Annotated in this window: 20 protein-coding genes; 9 read left to right on the top strand and 11 right to left on the bottom strand. The window is 57.8% G+C overall.

The features are described 5' to 3' along the window. Window positions 1-467 precede the first annotated feature (467 nt). On the top strand, window positions 468-764 hold the full coding sequence (locus ACR0L4_RS12090; RefSeq protein ID WP_480513212.1) for a hypothetical protein: 297 nt from the start codon (window positions 468-470) through the stop codon (window positions 762-764). A gap of 407 nt (window positions 765-1171) precedes the next feature. Here the strand turns inward: ACR0L4_RS12090 and ACR0L4_RS12085 are convergent, their stop codons facing one another. Next, window positions 1172-1837, bottom strand: coding sequence for a hypothetical protein (locus ACR0L4_RS12085; RefSeq protein WP_480513211.1), 666 nt, complete (start codon window positions 1835-1837; stop codon window positions 1172-1174). A 378-nt stretch (window positions 1838-2215) separates the two neighbouring features. On the opposite strand from ACR0L4_RS12085, the gene ACR0L4_RS12080 reads away from it, so the two are divergent. Together ACR0L4_RS12080 and ACR0L4_RS12075 are read left to right on the top strand one after the other, a co-directional pair. Continuing rightward, window positions 2216-2776 (top strand): cysteine dioxygenase family protein, encoded by a 561-nt coding sequence (locus tag ACR0L4_RS12080; RefSeq protein ID WP_480513209.1) that lies wholly within the window; start codon window positions 2216-2218, stop codon window positions 2774-2776. A 124-nt stretch (window positions 2777-2900) separates the two neighbouring features. Beyond that, window positions 2901-3587 (top strand): M48 family metallopeptidase, encoded by a 687-nt coding sequence (locus ACR0L4_RS12075; RefSeq protein WP_480513207.1) that lies wholly within the window; start codon window positions 2901-2903, stop codon window positions 3585-3587. A 69-nt stretch (window positions 3588-3656) separates the two neighbouring features. Here ACR0L4_RS12075 and ACR0L4_RS12070 read toward each other — a convergent pair whose 3' ends face one another. Genes ACR0L4_RS12070 through ACR0L4_RS12050 form a run of 5 tightly spaced genes read right to left on the bottom strand, consistent with a single transcriptional unit; the run spans window position 3657 to window position 8927 of the window. Further along, window positions 3657-4199 (bottom strand): RSP_2648 family PIN domain-containing protein, encoded by a 543-nt coding sequence (locus ACR0L4_RS12070; RefSeq protein ID WP_480513205.1) that lies wholly within the window; start codon window positions 4197-4199, stop codon window positions 3657-3659. Further along, entirely contained in the window at window positions 4196-5398 is a 1203-nt protein-coding gene (locus ACR0L4_RS12065; RefSeq protein ID WP_480513203.1) for an RSP_2647 family RNA methyltransferase, read from the bottom strand. Before ACR0L4_RS12065 ends, ACR0L4_RS12070 begins: the two co-directional genes overlap by 4 nt. A gap of 38 nt (window positions 5399-5436) precedes the next feature. Beyond that, window positions 5437-5709, bottom strand: a complete 273-nt coding sequence (locus ACR0L4_RS12060) for a hypothetical protein (protein WP_480513201.1) — start codon at window positions 5707-5709, stop codon at window positions 5437-5439. Further along, window positions 5693-8488 (bottom strand): [protein-PII] uridylyltransferase family protein, encoded by a 2796-nt coding sequence (locus ACR0L4_RS12055; protein WP_480513199.1) that lies wholly within the window; start codon window positions 8486-8488, stop codon window positions 5693-5695. The genes ACR0L4_RS12060 and ACR0L4_RS12055 overlap by 17 nt, the downstream gene beginning before the upstream one ends. 49 nt (window positions 8489-8537) lie before the next feature. Then, window positions 8538-8927, bottom strand: a complete 390-nt coding sequence (locus tag ACR0L4_RS12050) for a DUF4440 domain-containing protein (protein ID WP_480513197.1) — start codon at window positions 8925-8927, stop codon at window positions 8538-8540. A gap of 143 nt (window positions 8928-9070) precedes the next feature. Here ACR0L4_RS12050 and ACR0L4_RS12045 point away from each other — a divergent pair, with 143 nt between their 5' ends. The 4 genes from ACR0L4_RS12045 (at window position 9071) to ACR0L4_RS12030 (ending at window position 11288) form a co-directional block, all read left to right on the top strand. Further along, on the top strand, window positions 9071-9493 hold the full coding sequence (locus ACR0L4_RS12045; protein ID WP_170750716.1) for a DUF2852 domain-containing protein: 423 nt from the start codon (window positions 9071-9073) through the stop codon (window positions 9491-9493). Between the two features lie 66 nt (window positions 9494-9559). Further along, window positions 9560-9991 carry an RDD family protein gene (locus ACR0L4_RS12040; RefSeq protein WP_480513195.1) on the top strand — a complete coding sequence of 144 codons (432 nt, stop codon included), beginning with the start codon at window positions 9560-9562 and terminating at the stop codon, window positions 9989-9991. Window positions 9992-10066: 75 nt separating this feature from the next. Next, window positions 10067-10891, top strand: a complete 825-nt coding sequence (locus ACR0L4_RS12035) for an arginyltransferase (RefSeq protein ID WP_170750719.1) — start codon at window positions 10067-10069, stop codon at window positions 10889-10891. Between the two features lie 7 nt (window positions 10892-10898). Beyond that, complete coding sequence (locus ACR0L4_RS12030) at window positions 10899-11288, top strand: VOC family protein (RefSeq protein WP_480513193.1); 390 nt, start codon at window positions 10899-10901, stop codon at window positions 11286-11288. A gap of 137 nt (window positions 11289-11425) precedes the next feature. Here ACR0L4_RS12030 and ACR0L4_RS12025 read toward each other — a convergent pair whose 3' ends face one another. From ACR0L4_RS12025 to ACR0L4_RS12015, 3 genes are all read right to left on the bottom strand, one after another. Beyond that, a complete protein-coding gene (locus ACR0L4_RS12025; RefSeq protein WP_170750725.1) occupies window positions 11426-13780 on the bottom strand; it encodes a TRAP transporter large permease subunit in 2355 nt (784 codons plus the stop codon). Between the two features lie 18 nt (window positions 13781-13798). Further along, window positions 13799-14725 carry a TRAP transporter small permease subunit gene (locus ACR0L4_RS12020; protein WP_480513191.1) on the bottom strand — a complete coding sequence of 309 codons (927 nt, stop codon included), beginning with the start codon at window positions 14723-14725 and terminating at the stop codon, window positions 13799-13801. 121 nt (window positions 14726-14846) lie between these two features. Further along, complete coding sequence (locus ACR0L4_RS12015; RefSeq protein WP_170750727.1) at window positions 14847-15929, bottom strand: TRAP transporter substrate-binding protein DctP; 1083 nt, start codon at window positions 15927-15929, stop codon at window positions 14847-14849. Between the two features lie 247 nt (window positions 15930-16176). Here ACR0L4_RS12015 and ACR0L4_RS12010 point away from each other — a divergent pair, with 247 nt between their 5' ends. Together ACR0L4_RS12010 and ACR0L4_RS12005 are read left to right on the top strand one after the other, a co-directional pair. After that, window positions 16177-17610 carry a cache domain-containing protein gene (locus tag ACR0L4_RS12010; RefSeq protein WP_480513188.1) on the top strand — a complete coding sequence of 478 codons (1434 nt, stop codon included), beginning with the start codon at window positions 16177-16179 and terminating at the stop codon, window positions 17608-17610. Continuing rightward, window positions 17607-18245 (top strand): response regulator transcription factor, encoded by a 639-nt coding sequence (locus ACR0L4_RS12005; protein ID WP_170750730.1) that lies wholly within the window; start codon window positions 17607-17609, stop codon window positions 18243-18245. Before ACR0L4_RS12010 ends, ACR0L4_RS12005 begins: the two co-directional genes overlap by 4 nt. Before the next feature lie 80 nt (window positions 18246-18325). Here the strand turns inward: ACR0L4_RS12005 and ACR0L4_RS12000 are convergent, their stop codons facing one another. Together ACR0L4_RS12000 and ACR0L4_RS11995 are read right to left on the bottom strand one after the other, a co-directional pair. After that, the gene (locus tag ACR0L4_RS12000) at window positions 18326-18709 is read right to left on the bottom strand and encodes a bleomycin resistance protein (RefSeq protein WP_170750732.1); all 384 of its coding nucleotides are present in this window, start codon (window positions 18707-18709) and stop codon (window positions 18326-18328) included. Window positions 18710-18755: 46 nt separating this feature from the next. After that, window positions 18756-19601 (bottom strand): HalD/BesD family halogenase, encoded by an 846-nt coding sequence (locus ACR0L4_RS11995; protein WP_480513186.1) that lies wholly within the window; start codon window positions 19599-19601, stop codon window positions 18756-18758. Window positions 19602-19953 lie beyond the last annotated feature (352 nt).

Genomic DNA, 19953 nt, shown 5'->3' with positions numbered 1-19953 from the left:
GGCCAGATCTAGGCCAACTGTTGTAACCTGCATTGGGTGGCTCCTTTCCTAGCAGTCGATGACAACTGCAGTATGGCGCATTGTGACGCCGGGGGAGCAGGAGCCATCCACCCCATCCACAATGCGGGCTGCAACCGCAGCAACTTATGGCGTTGATGGACGGCAGCTCAAGGCCGTTCCCATTTACTGGGTTAGGTGCTCAGCACTCAACGATACCACGCTGACTACAATGATCGTATTGGGTGTCTTTTTTGGGTTTGTATCCGTGTTCGAATAGGGACTCCGGCCTCTTCTTTGAAGCCGTGTTGATATTCATGAACAATCCCTACAAGCTCCCGCGACTGCTTCCTTTCATTATCGCGTACAGCCTTCCACCGCTTGTGCTTCTAGGAGCATACTATGGCGGATTGATCACGCTCCTGTTTCCGAAGTTCGTCGTCTGGTTGTTCGTTACGAATGATTCACGCATGTTCAAGGACGACAGGAACCCTGAGACCAATCCCGACGATGTGGTTCTTAGGCCTTGCAAAGTACTGACTTGGGTTTGGGTTCCTGTTCAATTTGTTATGCTGTACGGCTTAATTTATCTGAGTGTTCGGAATTACTTTGCAGCTCGGGAACTGGTCTTGCTTGCCATCGGATTGAACATGGTGGCAGGTACGGTAGGTACAATCCACGCGCATGAAATGATGCATGCCCATGACCGTTTTGAGCAATGGCTGGGTGACGGCAAATACGAACATAAGATGCCGCATCACAGTTAGAACTCTGATCGATACATGACCAACAGGCCCATGATCAACGTGCAGCGCCACTCGGATCATCATGTGCACCCAAGTCGCTGGTCCCCTGTTTTGCAGAATTATGATGAGAGCAAAGCGCCTCAACTTCCGAGCGGCTATCAAATGGTGACGACACTAGCGCTGTGTCCAAAGCGTTGGTGTAAACGTATGGACCCGATGGTTGAGGCGTGGAGAAGGACCATCTATTCCGACATCTCTGAATGGACGCTGCAAAGCACTCACAGTACACCTATGCCGGATCACCACCACCATATCGTCCAAGCCGTACAAAAGTCTTAAGGGTTCGGCAACTTATGGCGGTTGACATATGGCCACCGAAACACGGCACGTCTTCAGCTGATACGTGGGCGATGTGTTAGTTCTGGTATTCAAAAAGCGAAGACGTATTTGCGCAGCATTTCACTAATCAACCCTATTGTTGCTAAGACAAAAACTGCCACGCCTCCATAGGTCGCATAGGTGACCAAACGTTCCGACAGTTCCATCGAGATTAAGAAGCGATACGGCAGACCATATGTAACGGACCCTATTGGCAACTCAGAACGTGGATGCACGTAAAGCTCAACCCAAGCAACATAGGCTAAGAACAAAGTGATCAAAGGCACGACCGTGCGTCGTACCTGGTGAACTACCCTTCCAATGAAAATCGCGTCGAAAATCTGCAATGCAGGCCCCATCCCATGCGTATAATACTCCTCCAATGCAGGGATATGGGTGCGGTAGTCTACACCCGCGGGGTTTTCGAAATAAAGGCGCCAATACAAGGTCAAGACCATAACGTTGAGAACTGCGCTACACATGGCGACGACCTCATAGCTTCGCCTGCCTTTCGAATAGCTGCTTGCGAGCATCAACAACCCTGAGATTAACGACAGGGTCAGGGCCCAAATGGTCAAAAATCGAAAGGGCCCGCTGGCTATGAATGCCATGTCAGAGTCGACCAGCCAGACGATATTCTCGCGAATTAAGTATCCTGCAGCGAGAATGACAACGATCCAGTGGTAGATGCGGACAGATTGCGCAGCTACGTCCAAAAAAACCTTTTTGCTAACCAAATCAAAGTACTTCCGCGGACCGTACTATTCCAACTGCTTCATACGAACCGTTAGAGTAAAATAGGCTCGAGTTCTACTAGAACTGCATCTGTATTCTAGTCGCTGAAACGATGACATTCCACGTGCAGCTAATGTCTGGAAAGCGGGCTGCGAACGCTGCAATCAAGCACCATGTTCAAAGGGCCGCTTAGGGCCGTTGGTGACGAGAGTCGAAGCTATGATATCGCAGAAGCTGCGCCGCATCCGAAGTCTGCTAGGAGCCCGTTGTGTCCGATGCTGCGCCCAGTCGGAGTGTCGGCTTTGGGTTCCAGAGGTTGTCGGCTATCCTGATGAGTATTCACAAGGGGAGATGCTTTCATGATTGCCTATTCGGTTCAAGATTACTTTAAAGACATTCGCGCCATAGTCGCAAAGGAGACGGAGGTTGGGATGATAACCGAAAGGATTAAACCTCTCGCGCTCCGTCTCGCTTCCGATCCGAGTTGGTTCGACGAGAAGTACCGGTACACTGACCCAGAACAGGGCGTTGGCCTTCATCTATTGCACGAAGAGGACAATCACGATCTTGCAGTTTTTGCTATCGCTTGGGCACCGGGGCGAGGTGTAGAAGCCCATAATCACAAGACTTGGGCGGTCGTATCCGGGATTGAGGGGCAGGAACACGAAACCAACTATCGGCGACTAGACGATGGCTCCAAGCCAGGTTTCGCGGACCTTGTACCAACCAAGGAAGAGACGCTCTACCCCGGCACTGTAGTTTGCTGTCTACCGGAAGACATCCACAGCGTTGTTAATAACGGCGACAAAGTGGCAGTCTCACTTCATACTTATGGACGTCACCTGAACCATACCGGGCGCTCAACTTTCGATGTTGACGCGAAGACTGAAACTCCTCTGATCCTCAAGATAGAGGAGTAATTGTCCAAATTGTTCCCGTGAACTGGACTTTCGGGAGGCAACGCCAAGTGTCCGCTTTCGTCCCGCATAGCAGACCTTGCAATTTTTGTTTGCCCTCCAAAGCAAGCACTCCCATATCTATCCTATGCTGCGTTTGGCCCCGATCCTTCTGGCGATTGCCTATGGCCTTGTGATGTACCGGATTTCCATCTGGCGCACCCATCGTGAGCTGGATCAGAAATCGACCGAGCTGGCCGATCCGGTGTTGAAACGCATGACTGACCGGCTGGCTGCCGCTTTGGATATCGCGCGGGTGCCCGTATACATCTACGAGATCGACCCGGTGAACGGATTGGCTGCGCCTGATGGCCGGATTTTCATCACGCGGGGCTTCTATCGCAAATTCCGCAACGGAGAGGTTTCGGCCGAAGAAATGGCAAGCGTGATTGCGCATGAGCTGGGCCATATCGCGCTGGGCCATGCAAAGCGACGGATGATTGATTTTTCAGGTCAGAACGCGATGCGGACGGCGCTGATCATAGTGCTGAACCGGTTCATTCCTTTTGTCGGTGCGATGATTGCCAATGCGCTGACCACGCTGCTGGCCTCGCGCCTGTCGCGGCAGGATGAGTATGAGGCGGATGAATACGCCGCTGCCTTGCTGACCAAGGCCGGGATCGGGATCGGGCCGCAAAAATCGCTGTTTCACAAGCTGGAAGATCTGACACAGCAACGGGCCGGAATGGTGCCGGCCTGGTTGATGAGCCATCCCAAGACGGATGAGCGGATAGCGGCCCTGGACGCACTTGAACAGCGTTGGGCGCGCGGTTGAGCGTTGGCGGCGAGAGGCCAGCCTCTCGCGCTCTCCGGGATATTTTTAGCCAGATGAAGGGGATCCTGCCTATTGGGTGAGGGCTTTGCCCAGACGCGGCAGCCGGGCTTTTTTCATCAAGGAACGCAGTGTCCATTGATCGCCGGACAGACGGTTGGCCTCGGACAGGACGTGATTGGCAACAGTGCTCATCCCCTCGGCGTCAGACTGCCAGAACCCATGAAGAAGGCTATCGGGATCACGGCGTTCAAGGCCCTCTTCCGCCAGAATGTTTCTGGGAAAGTCCTTGGCGTTAACGGTGACTATGATGTCCGCTGAGGCTTCGATTGCCGTTGCCAGAACATGAATATCAGCGGCATCAGGGAGCCAAAGGCGGTGTTCTAGGCCGGGAGCCGTCGCGCGCTCGGCCTTGGGCCACTGGGCTTGTGCCAGGGCAATTTCAGCGCGGGCCTGCGCCTCGCCCTCGGGGCCAAGTTTTCGGGCGGCACGCGCCCATTCTTCGAGGATGCGCGCAGACCAGACAGGGATGAAGTGGCCCAGCCTGGCGGCCCCCAACAACATTTCTCGCATCACCGTGGGGTAGATGACGCAGGTATCCAGGACCGCCTTCACAACCGGTAGAACACGGCTTTGAGATAGCCACTTTCGGCCAGCTGCGGCAGTTGCGGATGGTCGGGGCCTGCGAAGCCCGTGTGGATCAGTTGCGCCTGCCGCCCGGCCCGTCCGATCCCGCGGGACGAGGCATCGCGAAAACGGCCCAGATCGACTGCGTGTGAGCAAGAGCAGAGGCCGAGATAACCTCCGGCTTTCACCAAGGGCGCTGCAAGGCGGGCAATTCGCTCATAGGCACGCAAGCCCGCATCCAACGCTTGTCTTGAAGGCGCAAAAGCGGGTGGGTCGCAGATGACCACGTCGAATTGCGCGCCCTCGTCCGCCAATTGAGCCAGAACATCGAAAGCGTCGCCTTGCCGGGTCTGGAAACGATCGGCGCAACCGGTGGCCTCGGCGCCTTTGGCCGCAAGGTCCAGCGCGGCGCCAGAGCCATCCACAGACAGCGCCTGCGCGGCCCCCGAAGCCAGCATGGCAAGACCAAAGCCGCCGACATGGCTGAACACATCCAGCACCTGCGCGCCGGGATGGACCAGGCGGGCGGCGAAGGCATGGTTCGGGCGCTGGTCATAAAACAGGCCGGTTTTCTGACCACCCGTCAGGTCAGCCATATAAGTTGCGGCGTTCATGGGGACGGGCAGAGGCGCATCCGGTGCCGTGCCACGCAGGGTTACGTTCACATCGTCCAGCCCCTCAAGCACGCGGGTGCGGCCTGACGCGTTTTTCAGAACGGTGGACACGCCGGCAACCTTCACCAGCGCGTCAGTCAGGGTGTTCAGATGTGTCTCGGCCCAGGCGGCGTTAGGCTGGATGACGCAGGCATCGCCAAAGCGGTCGATGATCACCCCGGGGAATCCATCCGCTTCGGCGTGGATCAGACGGTAGTAGGGGGCATCAAACAGGCGGTCGCGCATCTCGAGCGCGCGCTGCAGGCGGGATTCGAACCAAGCGGCGTTCAGGTCGGCGTCAAGGTCGCGGTCCAGAACACGGCACATGATTTTTGACGCAGGGTTGACCGCCACCAGCGCAATGGGTGCGCGCTTGTCATCTTCAAGCACCGCCAAAGCCCCGGCCGGAATTTTACGGGTGCGGCGGTCGGTAACGACGTCATTGGCGTAGACCCATGGAAACCCATGGCGCAGGCCGCGCGCATTGGCTTTGGGTTTCAGGCGGATACGGGGACGGTCGGCGGTTTGGGTCATGGCGCCCTCTTAGTCGCGAACGCGCCGGGGGGGAAGCCCTAGCGAGAGCGCGCGCGCCAGCCTCCGCGCCGTTTCGGAGCCTGCGCTGCCTGAAGCCCCTCGGCCAACACCTGAGTCATCGGATGATCGGCATCCTGCGCGGCATAGGCTGCGTGCAACGGGGTCAGCGCCTCAATCTGGTCGACACCATCAGGCAGGCTCAGCGCCCAGTCGAGGAAGATGCTGCGGCATTCCGGCAAGGCGATGCCTTCGATGTTGTAAGCCTCGCGGATCAGGCCCTTTGGGTCGTTGGGATCAGTGCTGCGCGCCATCTTCGCCCTCTTTGATTACGTTGCCGATGATCTCGGCTGCAGTCGTGTACCTGTCTTGCAGCGCGGATTGCAGTTGCCCGACCTGTTCGAACCCTGTGGCCCGGCACAGGAAAGCCGCACCGCCTTGGCCGATCTTGTCGGCCTCGATCACCTTGCCCGAGAGCAGCCGTGCCGCGCATTGCGTGGACCAACATAGATCATAGCTGTCCTGCAGCTCTTGTGCCTGGGCGACATCCAGCAAACCAGCAGCGACCGCGCCCTCAAGGCCGGACCGAACATCGCGGTCTGCGATGCCCGCCATCAGCGCGCCTGTCTCGGCCATCAGTTCGATATCCATCATCCGGCCCGGACCGTTCTTGGCGTCCCAAACACCTGCAGGGGCTTTGGCAGCCGCCAGACGCGTGCGCATCTCGGCCACCTCGCGCAGAACCTTGTCGGCGTCTCGCGGCTGCGACAAAAAACCGGCTCGAAAGGCTTCTATGTCTTTGGCCAACTCATCATCGCCCGCGACCACATGGGCACGCGTAAGGGCAAGATGCTCCCACACCCAGGCATCTTCCTGTTGATAGTGCGTGAAACTGGCCCAACTGGTTGCCACCGGGCCCTGATTGCCCGACGGGCGCAGACGCATGTCAACCTCATAGAGCCGCCCCTGAGACATCGGGGCCGAGAGCGCCGTTATCAGGGCCTGCGTAAACCGCGCATAGTAGGTGCGAGTTGCCAGCGGGCGCGGACCGTCGGACATGTCCTGATCGAGCGGATCATAGATTACGATCATGTCCAGATCTGATTGTGAATTGATCCGCCCTGCCCCCAGCGATCCCATGCCAAGAACCGCAGCACCACGTCCCGGTGCGGGCCCATGTTTGCGGGCGAAATTTTCCGCCACATGCGGCAGGATCGCGGCGATGACGCACTGTGCCAGATCAGCGTATTGGCGCCCGGCCTGCGCGCCGTCGATCAGGCCGCGCAGGTGATGCACCCCAACCCGAAAGTGCCACTCTTTGCACCACCGTCGCGCCAGATCGAGTTTCGTTTCATAATCAGTCTCTTGCGTCAGGGCCTGCGCCAATTCCAACTGCAATGCGTCTTGCCCAGGCCAATCTGCAAAGAAACTGCCACCTATGACGGCATCAAATACAGAGGCATTGCGAGACAAGTGTGAGGCCAGCGCGTGGGACGTGCCCACGATGTCGATAAGCAGATCGATCAGTTGGGGATTGGCTTCGAACAGCGAAAACAATTGCACGCCAGCGGGCAGACCGGCCAGAAATCCGTCCAAAGCCACCAAGGCCTCTTCCGGCTTGGCCGTCTTGGCAAGGCGCGACAGAAGCTCGGGTTTGAGCCGGTCAAAAATCCGCCTGCCCCGTTGCGACCGCAGGGCCGGATAGGTTGCCCACCGCGCAAGGACGCTTTTGTCGAACGTAGTCTCCTGGTCCGGCGACGGGGATGCGCCGGATCCGGGGACAAAGAACCCCTCGGTCAGTTCATGCACTTCGGTCAGGCGGCGCGTCAGATCCTGGGTTAGCTCTGCGCTGCCGATCCCCATCAGGCAGGCGACGCGTTCGATCCCGTCTTCGGATTGTGGAACTTTGTGGGTTTGGGCGTCATGGATCATCTGTATGCGATGCTCGACCTCACGATGCGCGCGATAGTGACCCGTCAGCTTTTCGGCAACGTCCTCGGGTACCCAGCCTTTGCCAGCCAAGGCCGCCAACCCGGGCACCGTCCCCCGCACACGCAGATCGGGGTCGCGCCCACCTGCAATCAGTTGACGTGTCTGGGTGAAGAACTCGATCTCACGAATACCACCCTGTCCGAGTTTCATGTCATGCCCGGGGATCGAGAGGCTGCCGCCCGTTCCCTTGTTCTCCCGAATGCGCAGTCGCATGTCATGGGCGTCCTGAATGGCGGCAAAGTCCAGATGGCGGCGCCAGACAAAGGGGCGCAGGGCCTCAAGAAAGCGATGCCCCGCATCCATGTCACCCGCGCAGGCACGTGCCTTGATATAGGCTGCACGCTCCCAGGTCCGGCCAAGGCTTTCGTAATAGCGCTCGGCTGCTTCCATCGCCATGCAGACCGGCGTGACCGCCGGATCAGGGCGCAAACGCAGATCGGTGCGGAAGACATAGCCATCGGCGGTCTTGTCGCTGAGCGCGGCGCAGAAATTCCGTGTGGCGCGTACCATCCCATGCCGTGCGTCGTAGAAATCGTCCGGATCAAACCGCGTCTCATCGAACAGCACGATGAGATCGATGTCCGAGCTGTAGTTCAGCTCATGTGCGCCCATCTTGCCCATGGCAAGAATGACCATCCCTGCGGCCGTCTCGACGTCATCCTCCGTCATGCCTGGTAGTTTCTTGCGCCGGATCAATGCCGCGATCTCGGCCTTGGCGGCCACATCTGCGGCCAAGGCACCGAAATCAGTCAACGCGGCCGTCACCTTTTCCAACGGCCACGCACCAGCGATATCTGCCAGCGCCGTCAGCACCGCGATGCGCCGCTTGGCCAGCCGCAGCCCGGGCTTCAACTGGTCCGAAGGCAGCCCACGGACCTCTGCCATGACCTCTGCCAACGCTTGATCGGGATGGTACAGCGCGTGTGGCAGCCACGTCTTTTCGCGCTCGATCAGACCTTTCAGATAAGGGCTGGACCCGGCCGTACCGGCAATCAGGTCGCCTTGTTCCGCAGTCAGATCGGGAACCAAAGCACGGGCCTCATCGCCCAAAGATGGGTCAAACGCGCGAGGCAAACGCCGGATGTTCAAGCTATCACTCATAACCGGACCCTGCGCATCGCGGCATGGCAAGGTCAATGGCTCAAACGCATCAAGTGTCCTGAAGAGGAGTGTCCTGACTAAAGCTGTTGATCCAAACCCCAAGCCGCCGCTCCCACAGCGACGAAATCAGCATGGCATCCCAGTCAATCATTCCGGGGCGCAGATAATCTGCGCGATAGCACAGCAAAACGACATCGGGCGTCAGAACCCTCAGTTTTTCCTGGCTCAATTTGAATTCCGCCATTGTCGGTTCATCCGCAAACTGACCGACATGATCATCGCGGTTGGCAAAACCCGTGGGGTACACCCCCAGAAAATCGGCGCTCAAAAGCGCCCGGTCAGCGTCGGCATTGCCATCGATCAATGCGCGCCAGACTTGTTTTTCCAAATCCAGCATCTCGGCAAGCGACGGAGCAATATTTTTCTCTTCCATAGTCATACCAGCACCCTGCGCGGCAAGCCCTGCCCCGTCAACCAAATCCCAAAATGTAAATCTTTTTCACATCGACCCCTTGCAATGGTCCGGCGACTCCCCATCTAGACGATGTGAAAGGAATTTACATCAACCCCTGGAGAGACCACATGACCGCATTGTCCGAACCCGCCGTCCCATCAAACCCGGGATGGCTTCACCGTGCCGAGGCCTGGATGGACGACAAAGGCAAAGGTGCCTGGATCGCAGCCATGGTGCTTGGTTTCATCTTCTTCTGGCCCGTGGGCCTTGCCCTACTGGCCTACATGATCTGGAGCAAACGCATGTTCAGCAAATCCTGTAGCCGCCGCAAATCCTGGCACAGCCATATGAGCGCCATGAAGCCTTCGGGCAACAGCGCGTTCGACGCCTACAAGGCGGACACACTGGCGCGGCTGGAACGGGAGCAGCAGGACTTTGAGGCCTTCCTCCACCGCCTGCGTGAAGCCAAAGACAAGGCCGAGTTCGATCAGTTCATGGATGAACGCGCACGCGAGAACCACGAAGAAGACGGCAAAGCCGAGCCTGCCTAATGGCCCTTGCCCTGTCCCGGAGTTTCGGGACAGGGTGACACGACCCTATCTCTGAGACAGCAAAACATGACCCACCTGCCCGATCCTGACCGCCAGCCCGAATTCTACCAGTCCGTAGCAACCAAACGTTTTGTGGCCTGGTTGTTCGACATCGCCTTTATTTCACTTCTGTGCATTGTGCCCGTCTTCCTGACATTCGGTGCAGGGCTGTTCTTCCTGCCGCTGATCTATGCCGTGATCAGCTTTGTCTACAGGGTGATCACGATCTCGAACGGCTCGGCCACGCTGGGCATGCGATTCATGGGCATCGAACTGCGCGACGCCTTCGGCGGGCGTATGGACATGGGCAAAGCCGTCGCCCACACCGCCGGGTATTTCATCAGCATGGCGTTTTTTGTTGTCCAGATCGTATCGGTCATCATGATGCTGACCAGCGCCCGGTGCCAAGGTCTGACAGACGCCTTCCTGGGTACAGTCATGATCAACCAGCGGGCTTGAATACACTGCGCGTGAATCACTTGGCGGCTTGAAAAACCGTTGCTATCATCCGGTCCTAAGCAACATGGGACCTTCATGCGACACACGCTGCCAATAGCGCCACAATTCTATGTGACGGCCCCCCAGCCCTGTCCTTACCTTGACGGCAGGATGGAGCGGAAACTGTTCACCGCGCTGCAAGGCGAAGGCGCGGACCAATTGAACAATTCACTGTCGCAACAAGGGTTTCGCAGGTCACAGAACGTTCTCTACCGCCCCTCTTGCACCGACTGCGCAGCCTGTTTGTCTGCGCGGATCGACGTCGCGGCTTTCCAACCGACCAAAAGCCAGAAACGCGCGATGAAACGTAACGGCTACTTGCAACGCCGCGCGACATCGCCCTGGGCTACGGATGATCAATACGAGCTGTTTCGCAAATACCTCGACAACCGCCACGCCGACGGTGGCATGGCAGATATGGACGTGTTCGAATTCGCCGCGATGATCGAGGAAACGCCAATCCGCAGCCGCGTCGTGGAATACGCGGACCCAGAAACCGGAAACCTGATTGCCGTCAGCCTCACCGATGTGCTCGATGACGGGCTGAGCATGGTCTACTCGTTCTACGATCCTCAGCCACCGCAAAACTCTCTGGGCACCTATATGATCCTCGATCATATCGAGATCGCGCGCGAAGCGGGCCTGCCCTATATCTATCTGGGCTACTGGGTCCCCGGCAGCCCAAAGATGGGCTATAAGGCCAAATTCTCGGGCCTTGAGGCCTATGTTCAGGGCCAATGGCAAAAGATAAAGGATCCCGCATCATTCTGCGACTCCTCGCACCACCCGCTGTCCTCGGCACCCATCGCAGAACAGGTGGCCAGCATTCAACTGCCGGATCGACACCCGACCAAAGGCTGATCTTCGAATGAAACAAATTGTTCACGCCGTCACCCTCGTGGTGCCGGACTATGACGCCGCGATCGCCTTCTACACCGAAACGCTCGAATTCACCCTCACCAAAGACATCGATCTGGGCGGCGGCAAACGCTGGGTGCTTGTCACCCCGCCGGGTTCGGACGGCACGTCTCTTTTGCTGGCGAAAGCCGACGGTTCAGATCAAATTGCGGCCATCGGCAATCAAACCGGCGGCCGCGTAGGCTTTTTCCTGCAAACGGACGACTTCCAACGCGACCACTCAAAAATGCGCGCCCAAGGCGTCCAGTTCGAAGAAGATCCACGCTTCGAACCCTATGGCGCCGTTGCTGTTTGGCGCGATCCATTCGGAAATCGCTGGGATCTGATCCAGTTCACCTGATCCCCTCTTCATCTGGCCAAAAATATCCCGGGGATGAATTGGCCGCAGGCCAAGAAGGGGCTGGCCCGTTCTACCATGAAAATCAAAGCAAAAGGGGGCCGGTCGGCCCCCTTTTTCCATTGGATCCCATCACGTGATCAATTCGGGATCAGATCCGGAATGATGGTTACAATCGCGGGGAACGACCACAGGATTGCGATGCCTACGACCTGAATGATCACAAAGGGAACAACCCCGCGATAGATGTGGCCGGTGGTGACTTCTTTCGGCGCAACCCCCCGCAGGTAGAATAGCGCAAACCCGAAGGGCGGCGTCAGGAACGACGTCTGAAGGTTCACCGCCACCATGATCGTGACCCATTTCGGATCGAAGGACCCGCCATAGATCACCGGACCGACGATGGGAATCACGATGTAGATGATCTCGAGGAAATCCAGCACAAAGCCCAGGATGAACAGCACCAGCATCACGATCAGGAAGACCGTGAACTCGTTGTCAAAGCTCTTCAGGAACTGTTGGATATAGTGCTCGCCCCCGAAGGAGATTACGACCAGATTCAGCAACTGAGACCCGATCAGGATGGTGAACACCATCGAGGTTACCTTGGCGGTCTCGCGAACCACCGGGGTCAGAACCCCGCTTGAGAACAGCACCCAGCAGCCATAGATCAACCCGAACAAGGCGTAGAGATACGTAGCATAAGCAAGGATAAAGGCAATCCATGTCTCGGCGGGAACGTTCCCCTGACTGATACGCAGATCGAAATTCACACCCATCAACAGGCAGATGATCACGGCAAATGTCGACCAGATAATCACCTGTCCGGACCGACCTTGATCTTGCAGCTTGCGATAGGCTGCCAGCATGATCGCCCCACCCGCGCCCAAAGCCGCGGCCGGTGTCGGGTTGGTAATGCCTCCTAGGATCGAACCGAGCACGGCAATGATCAAAACCAGCGGTGGAAAGACAACACGGATCAGATCGTTCGTAGCGCAGCGCGCGGCGGCCTCCTTGCAGCCGTACAATGCTATGGCGAGAGGGATCGCCAACATCAGGAACGTCGCCCCGGATGATGTCGTCGGCGTGACAAGCAGAATGTCGACCAGCAGCGTCAGCAGCAAGCCAATCGCACCAACGATCAGCGGCTGAGGCGCGCGCGACGGAGCAATACCGCGACCCAGAACCAGTGTCAGCGCCAACAGAACCACGACGACCGCCACGCCATTGCCAATCGGCGCCGCGTCGGCGATTTTGGCTTCGCGGGCGGCTGCAAGCTCATCTTCGCTCAGACGTTCGGCACTGGCGATCCCGCCAGCGGCGTCGATTTCTTCCTGCTCGGCCACTGCCTGATCCCAGGCCGTCTGGCCATGCAGGTCGATCATCGATGCCTGACACTCTTGCGACACGTTGGTGCGCAGCGACGCACCCTGCCCCACATCCGAGAAAGCCGAGACCGTGATGTTCTGGCTGCCGATAACACCTGCACTGCCCAAAAGCACCGCACCGACAATGATCGCAACCGGAGCACCCAGCAGCCAGGTCAAACCTTCCGAGCGGGTGATCGTCTCACCAGAACCGCCCGAAAGCTCTACTGCCGGGGCCTTGTCCGGGTTCAGCAGGGCATATCCAAACGCATATAGCGCATACAGCAGCGCCAGCATGATCCCCGGCAGCAACGCTGCCTGAAACAACGTACCGACTGAAACCACGGCGGGTTCGCCAAGAAAGGTCAACGCGTCGGTACACCCGGCCTCGACGGCGCGGGTTTCCTGTGCGGTCGAATACAAATCGCCAGCCAGCGTCCCCAGCAGAACGATTACGATCGAAGGCGGGATGATCTGACCCAAGGTCCCCGAGGCCGCAATCACGCCCGTCGCCAGCTCCGGTGAGTAGTTGTTCCGCAACATGGTCGGCAGGGCCAGCAGCCCCATTGTCACGACCGTTGCCCCCACGATTCCGGTGGATGCAGCCAGAAATGCGCCCACGACCACGATCGACACGGCCAGACCACCTGGCAACGGGCCAAAGACGCGCGCCATTGTGGTCAGCAGATCATTGGCGATCTTCGAGCGTTCCAGCGTGATGCCCATCAGCACGAACATCAGAACAGCCAGCAGCGTCTCGATGGATTGTCCGGCCAGAACACGCTCGTTCATGCGGTTCACGATGAACGAGACGTTGCGATCCAGCGCGGTTTCCCAGCCCGAGGGAAAGACCGGTTCACCGATTCTGGGCAAATCCGGGTATCGGAACACTGAAACCGAATCCGGTTTCACCCCGGTCGCTACCAGATCGCGATACATTTGCGAACTGGTATCGATGGCCTGGTGGATCAGCAGCCCGGCACTGTCCAGCGCGGCGATGATCCCAAACGAAATCACACCGGCCCCACCGATGGCAAAGGCCACCGGGAAACCAGACAGGATGCCTCCGAAAAGGCAGAAGAATACGATAATGAGGCCTATCTCGACGCCATCAAGTCCGAATAGCATTGTCTTGGGTCTCCGTCCCTAATGTGCGCCTTCAAAGGCTTCTTCACCGTCGCCAAGGCTGTCCTTGTCGAGGTATTTCCCGGCGCTTTCCGGCCCTTCCACGAATTCCAGATACGAACGCCACAGGAAGGCAACCGCATGCAAGAACACCATGCCCGCAAAGGCAACAAGCAGGATCTTGAACAGGAAATAAGCATCGAAACCGTTCGGGCTGAACCCAATGGTTTCCACATTCCAGCGTAGCGCGAGCGATTTCTGTACCAACCTGTCCAGAGTGTCGCTGGCCGAGGGTTTCGGCACAATCAGGTGCCGCCACATGAAGTACCAGCCATACATCCAGGTCAGCACGGCCATCGGCATCATGAACAACACGGAACCGCACATATCCACCACGCGCTTGGCACGGTGGCTGATACCGGCGTAAATCAGATCAACGCGCACATGTCCGCCCTGCACGAAGGTGTAGGCACAGCACAGACAGACAACCATGGCGTTATACAGTTTAAGTTCTTCCGCGAACCAACTGATATCCTGACTGAAAGGTATACCCAGCCCAAAGGACATGTCAGGTCGCGCAAAGACCCGTTGCATAAACACGATGACGATCTGCTGGATCACCATCAACAGCCCCGCCCAGGCAAAGAAGCGCCCGGTTGTGTTGGCAAAGGCCTCAAGCCCGCGGACCATGCCCCACATGAAGTTCCGATAGTAAAGGCCGATGGCCGTCAACACCAGAAACAGGGTAAAGATCACAAAGAAGAACTCGACCGAGCCGCCATAGTAGACAAAGCGCATGATGGATTCTTTGTCCGACCAGTCCAGCCAGAGCTGCGGATGCGTGATCGCATATCCAAAGTTATAGAAGGCTTCGGCAATGTTCTGAATGAACCAGATCAGTCCATTCCACAGGGCGCCGAAAAACGAGATACCGTTGTCGTCCTGCATGTTGTCCCCGGGTCGCGTCAGTTGCATCAGTTGTTGTAAGCGGCATGATGGGTCCGCGTATATGCAACAGGAAAGGTTCCCCCGCTGTTGCGGGGAAACCGATTATTCATCTGGCTTGAATTTAGCCCCGAACGCGGTCGCGCTGTTCGGTGTAGGCACCGGACGACAGGTTCAGCCAGCCCGAGGAAGATGCCATCGAGGACATCGCGCTGTCATGGATCTTCTTGAACAGTTCATCGCCCATGTTCTCGTCCAGAACTTCCTGCGACGCCTGACCAAATGCATCCCAAACGCTGTCCGGGAATTCCATAACCTTTACGCCGCCTGACTGCAGACGCTGCAGGGCTGCACCGTTGTTGGCCAGGAATTGCGCCAGATTCCACTGGTGCGCTTCGGCTGCTGCGATCTCGATGATCTTCTGCTGAGCTGGCGTCAGGCTGTCATAGACATCGCGGTTGGTGGCCAGAGACAGACCCGCGCCCGGCTCGTGGAAGCCCGCGGTGTAGTAGGTCTTGGTGATTTCCTGGAAGCCCGCTTTTTCGTCCGCCCAGGGGCCGATCCACTCGGTGCCGTCAATCGCACCCGAGGACAGCGCCTGATACACCTCTGAGCCCGGAATGTTCTGAACCGATGCGCCCAGTTTGCCCAGCGCCTGACCGCCCAGACCCGGCATACGGAACTTCAAACCCTGGAAATCTTCCGGGCCGTTGATCTCTTTCGAGTACCAGCCGCCTGCCTGCGCACCGGTGTTCCCCGCCAGGAAGGATTTCAGTCCGAAGATCGAGCCCAGCTCGTCATGCAGTTCCATACCGCCGTCATGGTAGTACCAGTTCACCAGTTCCTGCGCGGTCATGCCGAACGGAACAGCGGTGAAGAAGGCATAGCCCGGGTGCTGACCCACAAAGTAGTAGTCTGCCGCGTGATACATGTCGGCCTGACCCGAGGATACGGCATCAAACACTTCGAACGCGCCAACCAGCTCACCTGCGGCCTTGATCTCAACCGTCAGGTTCCCATCGGACATCGCGTTGATGCTGTCGGCGCTGCGCTGCGCCGCATCAAACACACCCGCCAGACCACGACCCCACGAGGTCACCATGGTCAGGGTCCGCTGACCCTGCGCGTAGGCCGGCGCCGCCAGTGCCGTTGCAGCAGCAGCCGAGCCGCCCAAAGCGGATTTTTTCAGAAATGAACGACGATCCATATGAGTATTCCTCCCCTTCATTGGTCGTACCCCGGACTAGTCCGGGTCTGTCGTATTCAATGATCGGGAGGGTAATGGCAGAGAAGTGAAAGAAAATACCTACTACTGCGTAGAAACCCGGGTTTCTGACAGTTTTTCACAGGCAAATTACTCAGGAATGCCAGTTCAATCCGGATTTCCCATTCATTTTGGACGATAACGTCCAATCTTTTTGCAATTTTGTTGCCGCTTGCGTATCGATTCGACCATGCAGAAACTAAGAAACCTGGTTTCACTCACCTACGGGCAGAAATTGTCTCTGGTTGCGGCCATCCCCCTGGTCGTCGCCGTGGCAGCCATTGCCATTCTGGTCGCCTACCAAGCCCGCGCCACCGCCGAGCGCGAAATACAAGCGCTTGAGCTGCGCCTGATCGAAGCAAAAAAAGAAGAGCTCAAGAACTACGTCACCCAGGCCCGCAATGGCTTTGCCTATATCTATGGCCGCGCCGAACCGGACGACGATGTCGCCAAAACTCTTGTCACACAGATTCTGTCGGCGATGATCTATGGTCAGGACGGGTTCTTCTTTGTCTATGACTACGACGGAAACAACCTTGTCAGCCCCCGTCAGACCCAGTTCATCAACCGCAATTGGGAGGGTCTGACCGACAGCGACGGCACGCCGATTGTTGATGAATTCATCCGACTGGCCCGCCAGGGTGCAGGTTGGCACAGTTTCATGTGGCAAAAGCCCTCAACCGGGGAAGAGGCGCAGATGATCGCCTATGTCGTCGGCCTACAGGATTGGCGGTGGGCGGTGGGTACCGGTGTTTTCATTGACGACATTCTTGTCACTGTCGCAAATGCCCGCGCCGAAGTCGAAACCCGCGTAAGACGCACTTTCATGTATATCGGCGGTATCGTTCTGGCCGCCGTTCTGATTGTCTTCGCCTCGGGCTGGTTTTTGAACATTCGCGAACGACGTCTTGCAGATGCCAAGCTCAAGGAATTGACCCAACGCGTCTTTGACGCGCAGGAAGAAGAACGTGGCCGGGTTGCACGAGAACTACATGACGGTATCAGTCAAATTCTTGTAGGTGTGCGCTACGCGCTCGACAACGCGCGCCGCCGCCTGTCCCGAGGCGATGATGCAGGCGCACAGGCTCCGCTGGACAAGGGCATCGACCACCTTGGAAGCGCGATCACCGAAGTACGTCGCATCAGCCGGGACCTGCGCCCCGGCGTCCTGGACGATCTGGGGCTCGGCCCTGCGCTCAAGGCCCTGACCGATGACTTCCGCGACCGGACGGGCATCGAGACCGAGTTTTCGACCGTTGTCTTTCGCAACCGTCTGGACCATGACAGCAAGATCGCTCTGTACCGTATCGCTCAGGAGGCCCTGACCAATATCGAACGCCACGCCGAGGCCTCGCAGGTGACGATTGATCTGCGCGGGCACAAAAAGGGTGCTACAATGCGGATCATCGACAACGGCCGCGGTCTTGAGGCCGAACCCGATTCCATGAACTCTGGAATTGGGCTGCGCAACATGCAGGAACGCATCGAACAGCTTGACGGATCGTTGCGTATTCTGTCATCACGCGGCCCGCATGGGGGGACGGTGATCGAAGCCAGCCTGCCGCTCAGCCACCTTCTGCCGCCGCAGGAAGACGCAAACCCGATCCGAAAGGTCGCCACATGACTATCCGAGTCCTCATCGTCGATGATCACCCAATGGTGGCCGAGGGCATCCAGTCGATCCTCGAAAGCTATGATGAGATCGACGTGGTCGGCACGCTCGGCAGCGGCCAGGCTGCGGTGGATCAGGCGGTCGATCTTGCCCCCGACGTAATCCTGATGGACCTGAACATGCCCGGCCTTGGGGGGCTCAGCGCGACCGAAATCATCCTCGAACGGTTGCCGGAAACGCGGATCCTGATCCTGTCGATGCATGACAGCCCGGAATACATCTCGACCGCGCTCAGTCACGGGGCCAAGGGGTATGTGCTGAAGGACGTGCCCACGGATGAGATCAAGCTGGCCATCGATGCTGTGATGAAGGGCGAGCAATACTTGTGCACCGGCGCAAGCGGGTCGCTCAAGCCCAAGGGCGGCAGCGCGCGCGAGGCCCTGACCGGGCGGGAACAGACAATCCTGCTGGAACTGGCACAAGGCAAATCCAACAAAGAAGTCGCTCTCGCCCTGGATATCTCGGTTCGCACGGTCGAGACACACCGCAAGAACATCAAGCGCAAGCTGGGGATTTCCTCAACTGCGGGTCTGACCCGCTATGCACTGGAACATGGCGTCCTGCAGGGCACCGGTGTCGGCTACTGATCCCACCGCAGCGCGGCACGCGCTGCGCGGCCCAACCAGAGGAGACGCGCCGCAGGCGCTTTGACGATGGGCGGGAGCCGCTACGTTCTCGGACGGATATCTTCGCCGAAAAAGATCAGGGTTCCATCTTCATCAATGACGTGGAACTCACGTTGCAAATATGGCTGGTCGAACGGCGGGCGGACACGACCCTTTGGCAAATCGCTCAACCCGTCTTTCAGACGGTCATAGAGCGCGTCGATACCCTCGACATCAATGTAATAGGACTGAGAGTCTCCCAGAGGCTTGCCATCTTTTCGGGGCGGACATTCCAGCAAGCGTATCGCAATCGGACCTTGCGACAGAAACGCGTAGTTGTCCTGACGAAACCCGCATTCGAACTTCAGCCGCCTGCAATAGAACGCGATTTGGGCGTCCAGCGATGAGCACAGAACAAATGGTGTGAGGTGCAGCAGCTTCGACATCAAAACCTCCGGTCCGACATATGATCATGCTACATCAGGCAATCCGTCAATCCAGCAATTGATCCCTGCGTGTCCCTTCGCGTTTGTAGTGATGTGGAAGCACGCGACCATAAAGTTGTTGCGTGCGTTCGATACCGCCGCACATCCCTTCGGCCTCAACAAAGGAAAAGATACCCACATACCGGCTGCGGGCGCCAATGACCGGTGCGACCCGGTGCAGCGAATACCGGCCCTTGAAGATTTGAAGATCACCGGGCTGCAACTCCAGACAACGCACGCGGGACCTATCACCATCCAACACGGACGCCACGGCGTTGAAGTTTTCGTCTTCAGGGGTTCGCAGGTTTGGCACATATTCGAACGCGCCGCCTTGCTCTCCGTTCTGAATGGCCAGAGTCACGGTGAAATTGTTGGTGTCGAAATGCCAGGGAAAACCCTGTCCCTCTTCCACGACATTGATAATCACATCCGCCAGAGGGTCATCATAGCGAAAAAACCTGTCGACCGGTTCGCCCAGTGCAAGGCGGATAAATGGCATGAACCCGTCAAACTCGTAAATCCGGCGCAGCGGGCCCGAGGCCGGGAAGTTATCCGCCGGAACAAAGGCGTTTGACCGGTCATAGAAACGTCGGATCGGGTGGCCGATCCCAAAGCGCGTGTCATCCTTGGAGAAATATGCGTTTGTACGGTTGAAAGACCGATGCGCATTGGGTGCGGCGGCATCGGCTTCGTGTACCAGCAGATCCAAACCGTCCTGATGGACGAAACCCGGCAGGACTGCGCAACCGTCCTGCGCCAATTCACGCTGAATGTCGCTGATCAACCTGTCATAGGCGTGTGACCCCGGACGGTCGATCGGATACCGCCCCAAATCCACCACATCCTGCAGCATCTTGTGCCTCCCTGAGTGTCCCGTCCCTCTCAGCCTGACCCAGTCGCAGCCGCCTATCATGCTCGTTTCGGACATTCGCTTGACGCTTTCAGACCAGTCCGGTTTCACGAGAATCTGCAAATCTGCTCTCAGAATTCCCGGAAATTCCCAACGTGCGGCAATCTGCGCAACAAAATGTCGCAAAACAGGGGCATGGAGATAGAAAATTGGTGCAATTGCCTGTTGACGCCCCTTTCCCCCGACCATAATGTCCCTGCACGTAAAGAAGGAGCCTCTGGCGATGAGAACGCTAGTCGTAATCGTAGGAACCACGCGCATGGGCCGGTAACGGTAAACCATAATCGAACCCATG

This window comes from Ruegeria sp. AB5 (genome assembly GCF_056542645.1).
This window is presented reverse-complemented; position numbering and strand designations above follow the sequence as displayed.

Bases quoted from the DNA above. Each gene is read 5' to 3' on its own strand.
- ACR0L4_RS12090 (WP_480513212.1), top strand. From the start codon at position 468: ATGTTCAAGGACGACAGGAACCCTGAGACCAATCCCGACGATGTGGTT.
- ACR0L4_RS12080 (WP_480513209.1), top strand. From the start codon at position 2,216: ATGATTGCCTATTCGGTTCAAGATTACTTTAAAGACATTCGCGCCATA.
- ACR0L4_RS12075 (WP_480513207.1), top strand. From the start codon at position 2,901: ATGCTGCGTTTGGCCCCGATCCTTCTGGCGATTGCCTATGGCCTTGTG.
- ACR0L4_RS12065 (WP_480513203.1), bottom strand. From the start codon at position 5,398: ATGACCCAAACCGCCGACCGTCCCCGTATCCGCCTGAAACCCAAAGCC.
- ACR0L4_RS12060 (WP_480513201.1), bottom strand. From the start codon at position 5,709: ATGGCGCGCAGCACTGATCCCAACGACCCAAAGGGCCTGATCCGCGAG.
- ACR0L4_RS12055 (WP_480513199.1), bottom strand. From the start codon at position 8,488: ATGAGTGATAGCTTGAACATCCGGCGTTTGCCTCGCGCGTTTGACCCA.
- ACR0L4_RS12050 (WP_480513197.1), bottom strand. From the start codon at position 8,927: ATGACTATGGAAGAGAAAAATATTGCTCCGTCGCTTGCCGAGATGCTG.
- ACR0L4_RS12045 (WP_170750716.1), top strand. From the start codon at position 9,071: ATGACCGCATTGTCCGAACCCGCCGTCCCATCAAACCCGGGATGGCTT.
- ACR0L4_RS12040 (WP_480513195.1), top strand. From the start codon at position 9,560: ATGACCCACCTGCCCGATCCTGACCGCCAGCCCGAATTCTACCAGTCC.
- ACR0L4_RS12035 (WP_170750719.1), top strand. From the start codon at position 10,067: ATGCGACACACGCTGCCAATAGCGCCACAATTCTATGTGACGGCCCCC.
- ACR0L4_RS12030 (WP_480513193.1), top strand. From the start codon at position 10,899: ATGAAACAAATTGTTCACGCCGTCACCCTCGTGGTGCCGGACTATGAC.
- ACR0L4_RS12025 (WP_170750725.1), bottom strand. From the start codon at position 13,780: ATGCTATTCGGACTTGATGGCGTCGAGATAGGCCTCATTATCGTATTC.
- ACR0L4_RS12020 (WP_480513191.1), bottom strand. From the start codon at position 14,725: ATGCAGGACGACAACGGTATCTCGTTTTTCGGCGCCCTGTGGAATGGA.
- ACR0L4_RS12015 (WP_170750727.1), bottom strand. From the start codon at position 15,929: ATGGATCGTCGTTCATTTCTGAAAAAATCCGCTTTGGGCGGCTCGGCT.
- ACR0L4_RS12010 (WP_480513188.1), top strand. From the start codon at position 16,177: ATGCAGAAACTAAGAAACCTGGTTTCACTCACCTACGGGCAGAAATTG.
- ACR0L4_RS12005 (WP_170750730.1), top strand. From the start codon at position 17,607: ATGACTATCCGAGTCCTCATCGTCGATGATCACCCAATGGTGGCCGAG.
- ACR0L4_RS12000 (WP_170750732.1), bottom strand. From the start codon at position 18,709: ATGTCGAAGCTGCTGCACCTCACACCATTTGTTCTGTGCTCATCGCTG.
- ACR0L4_RS11995 (WP_480513186.1), bottom strand. From the start codon at position 19,601: ATGCTGCAGGATGTGGTGGATTTGGGGCGGTATCCGATCGACCGTCCG.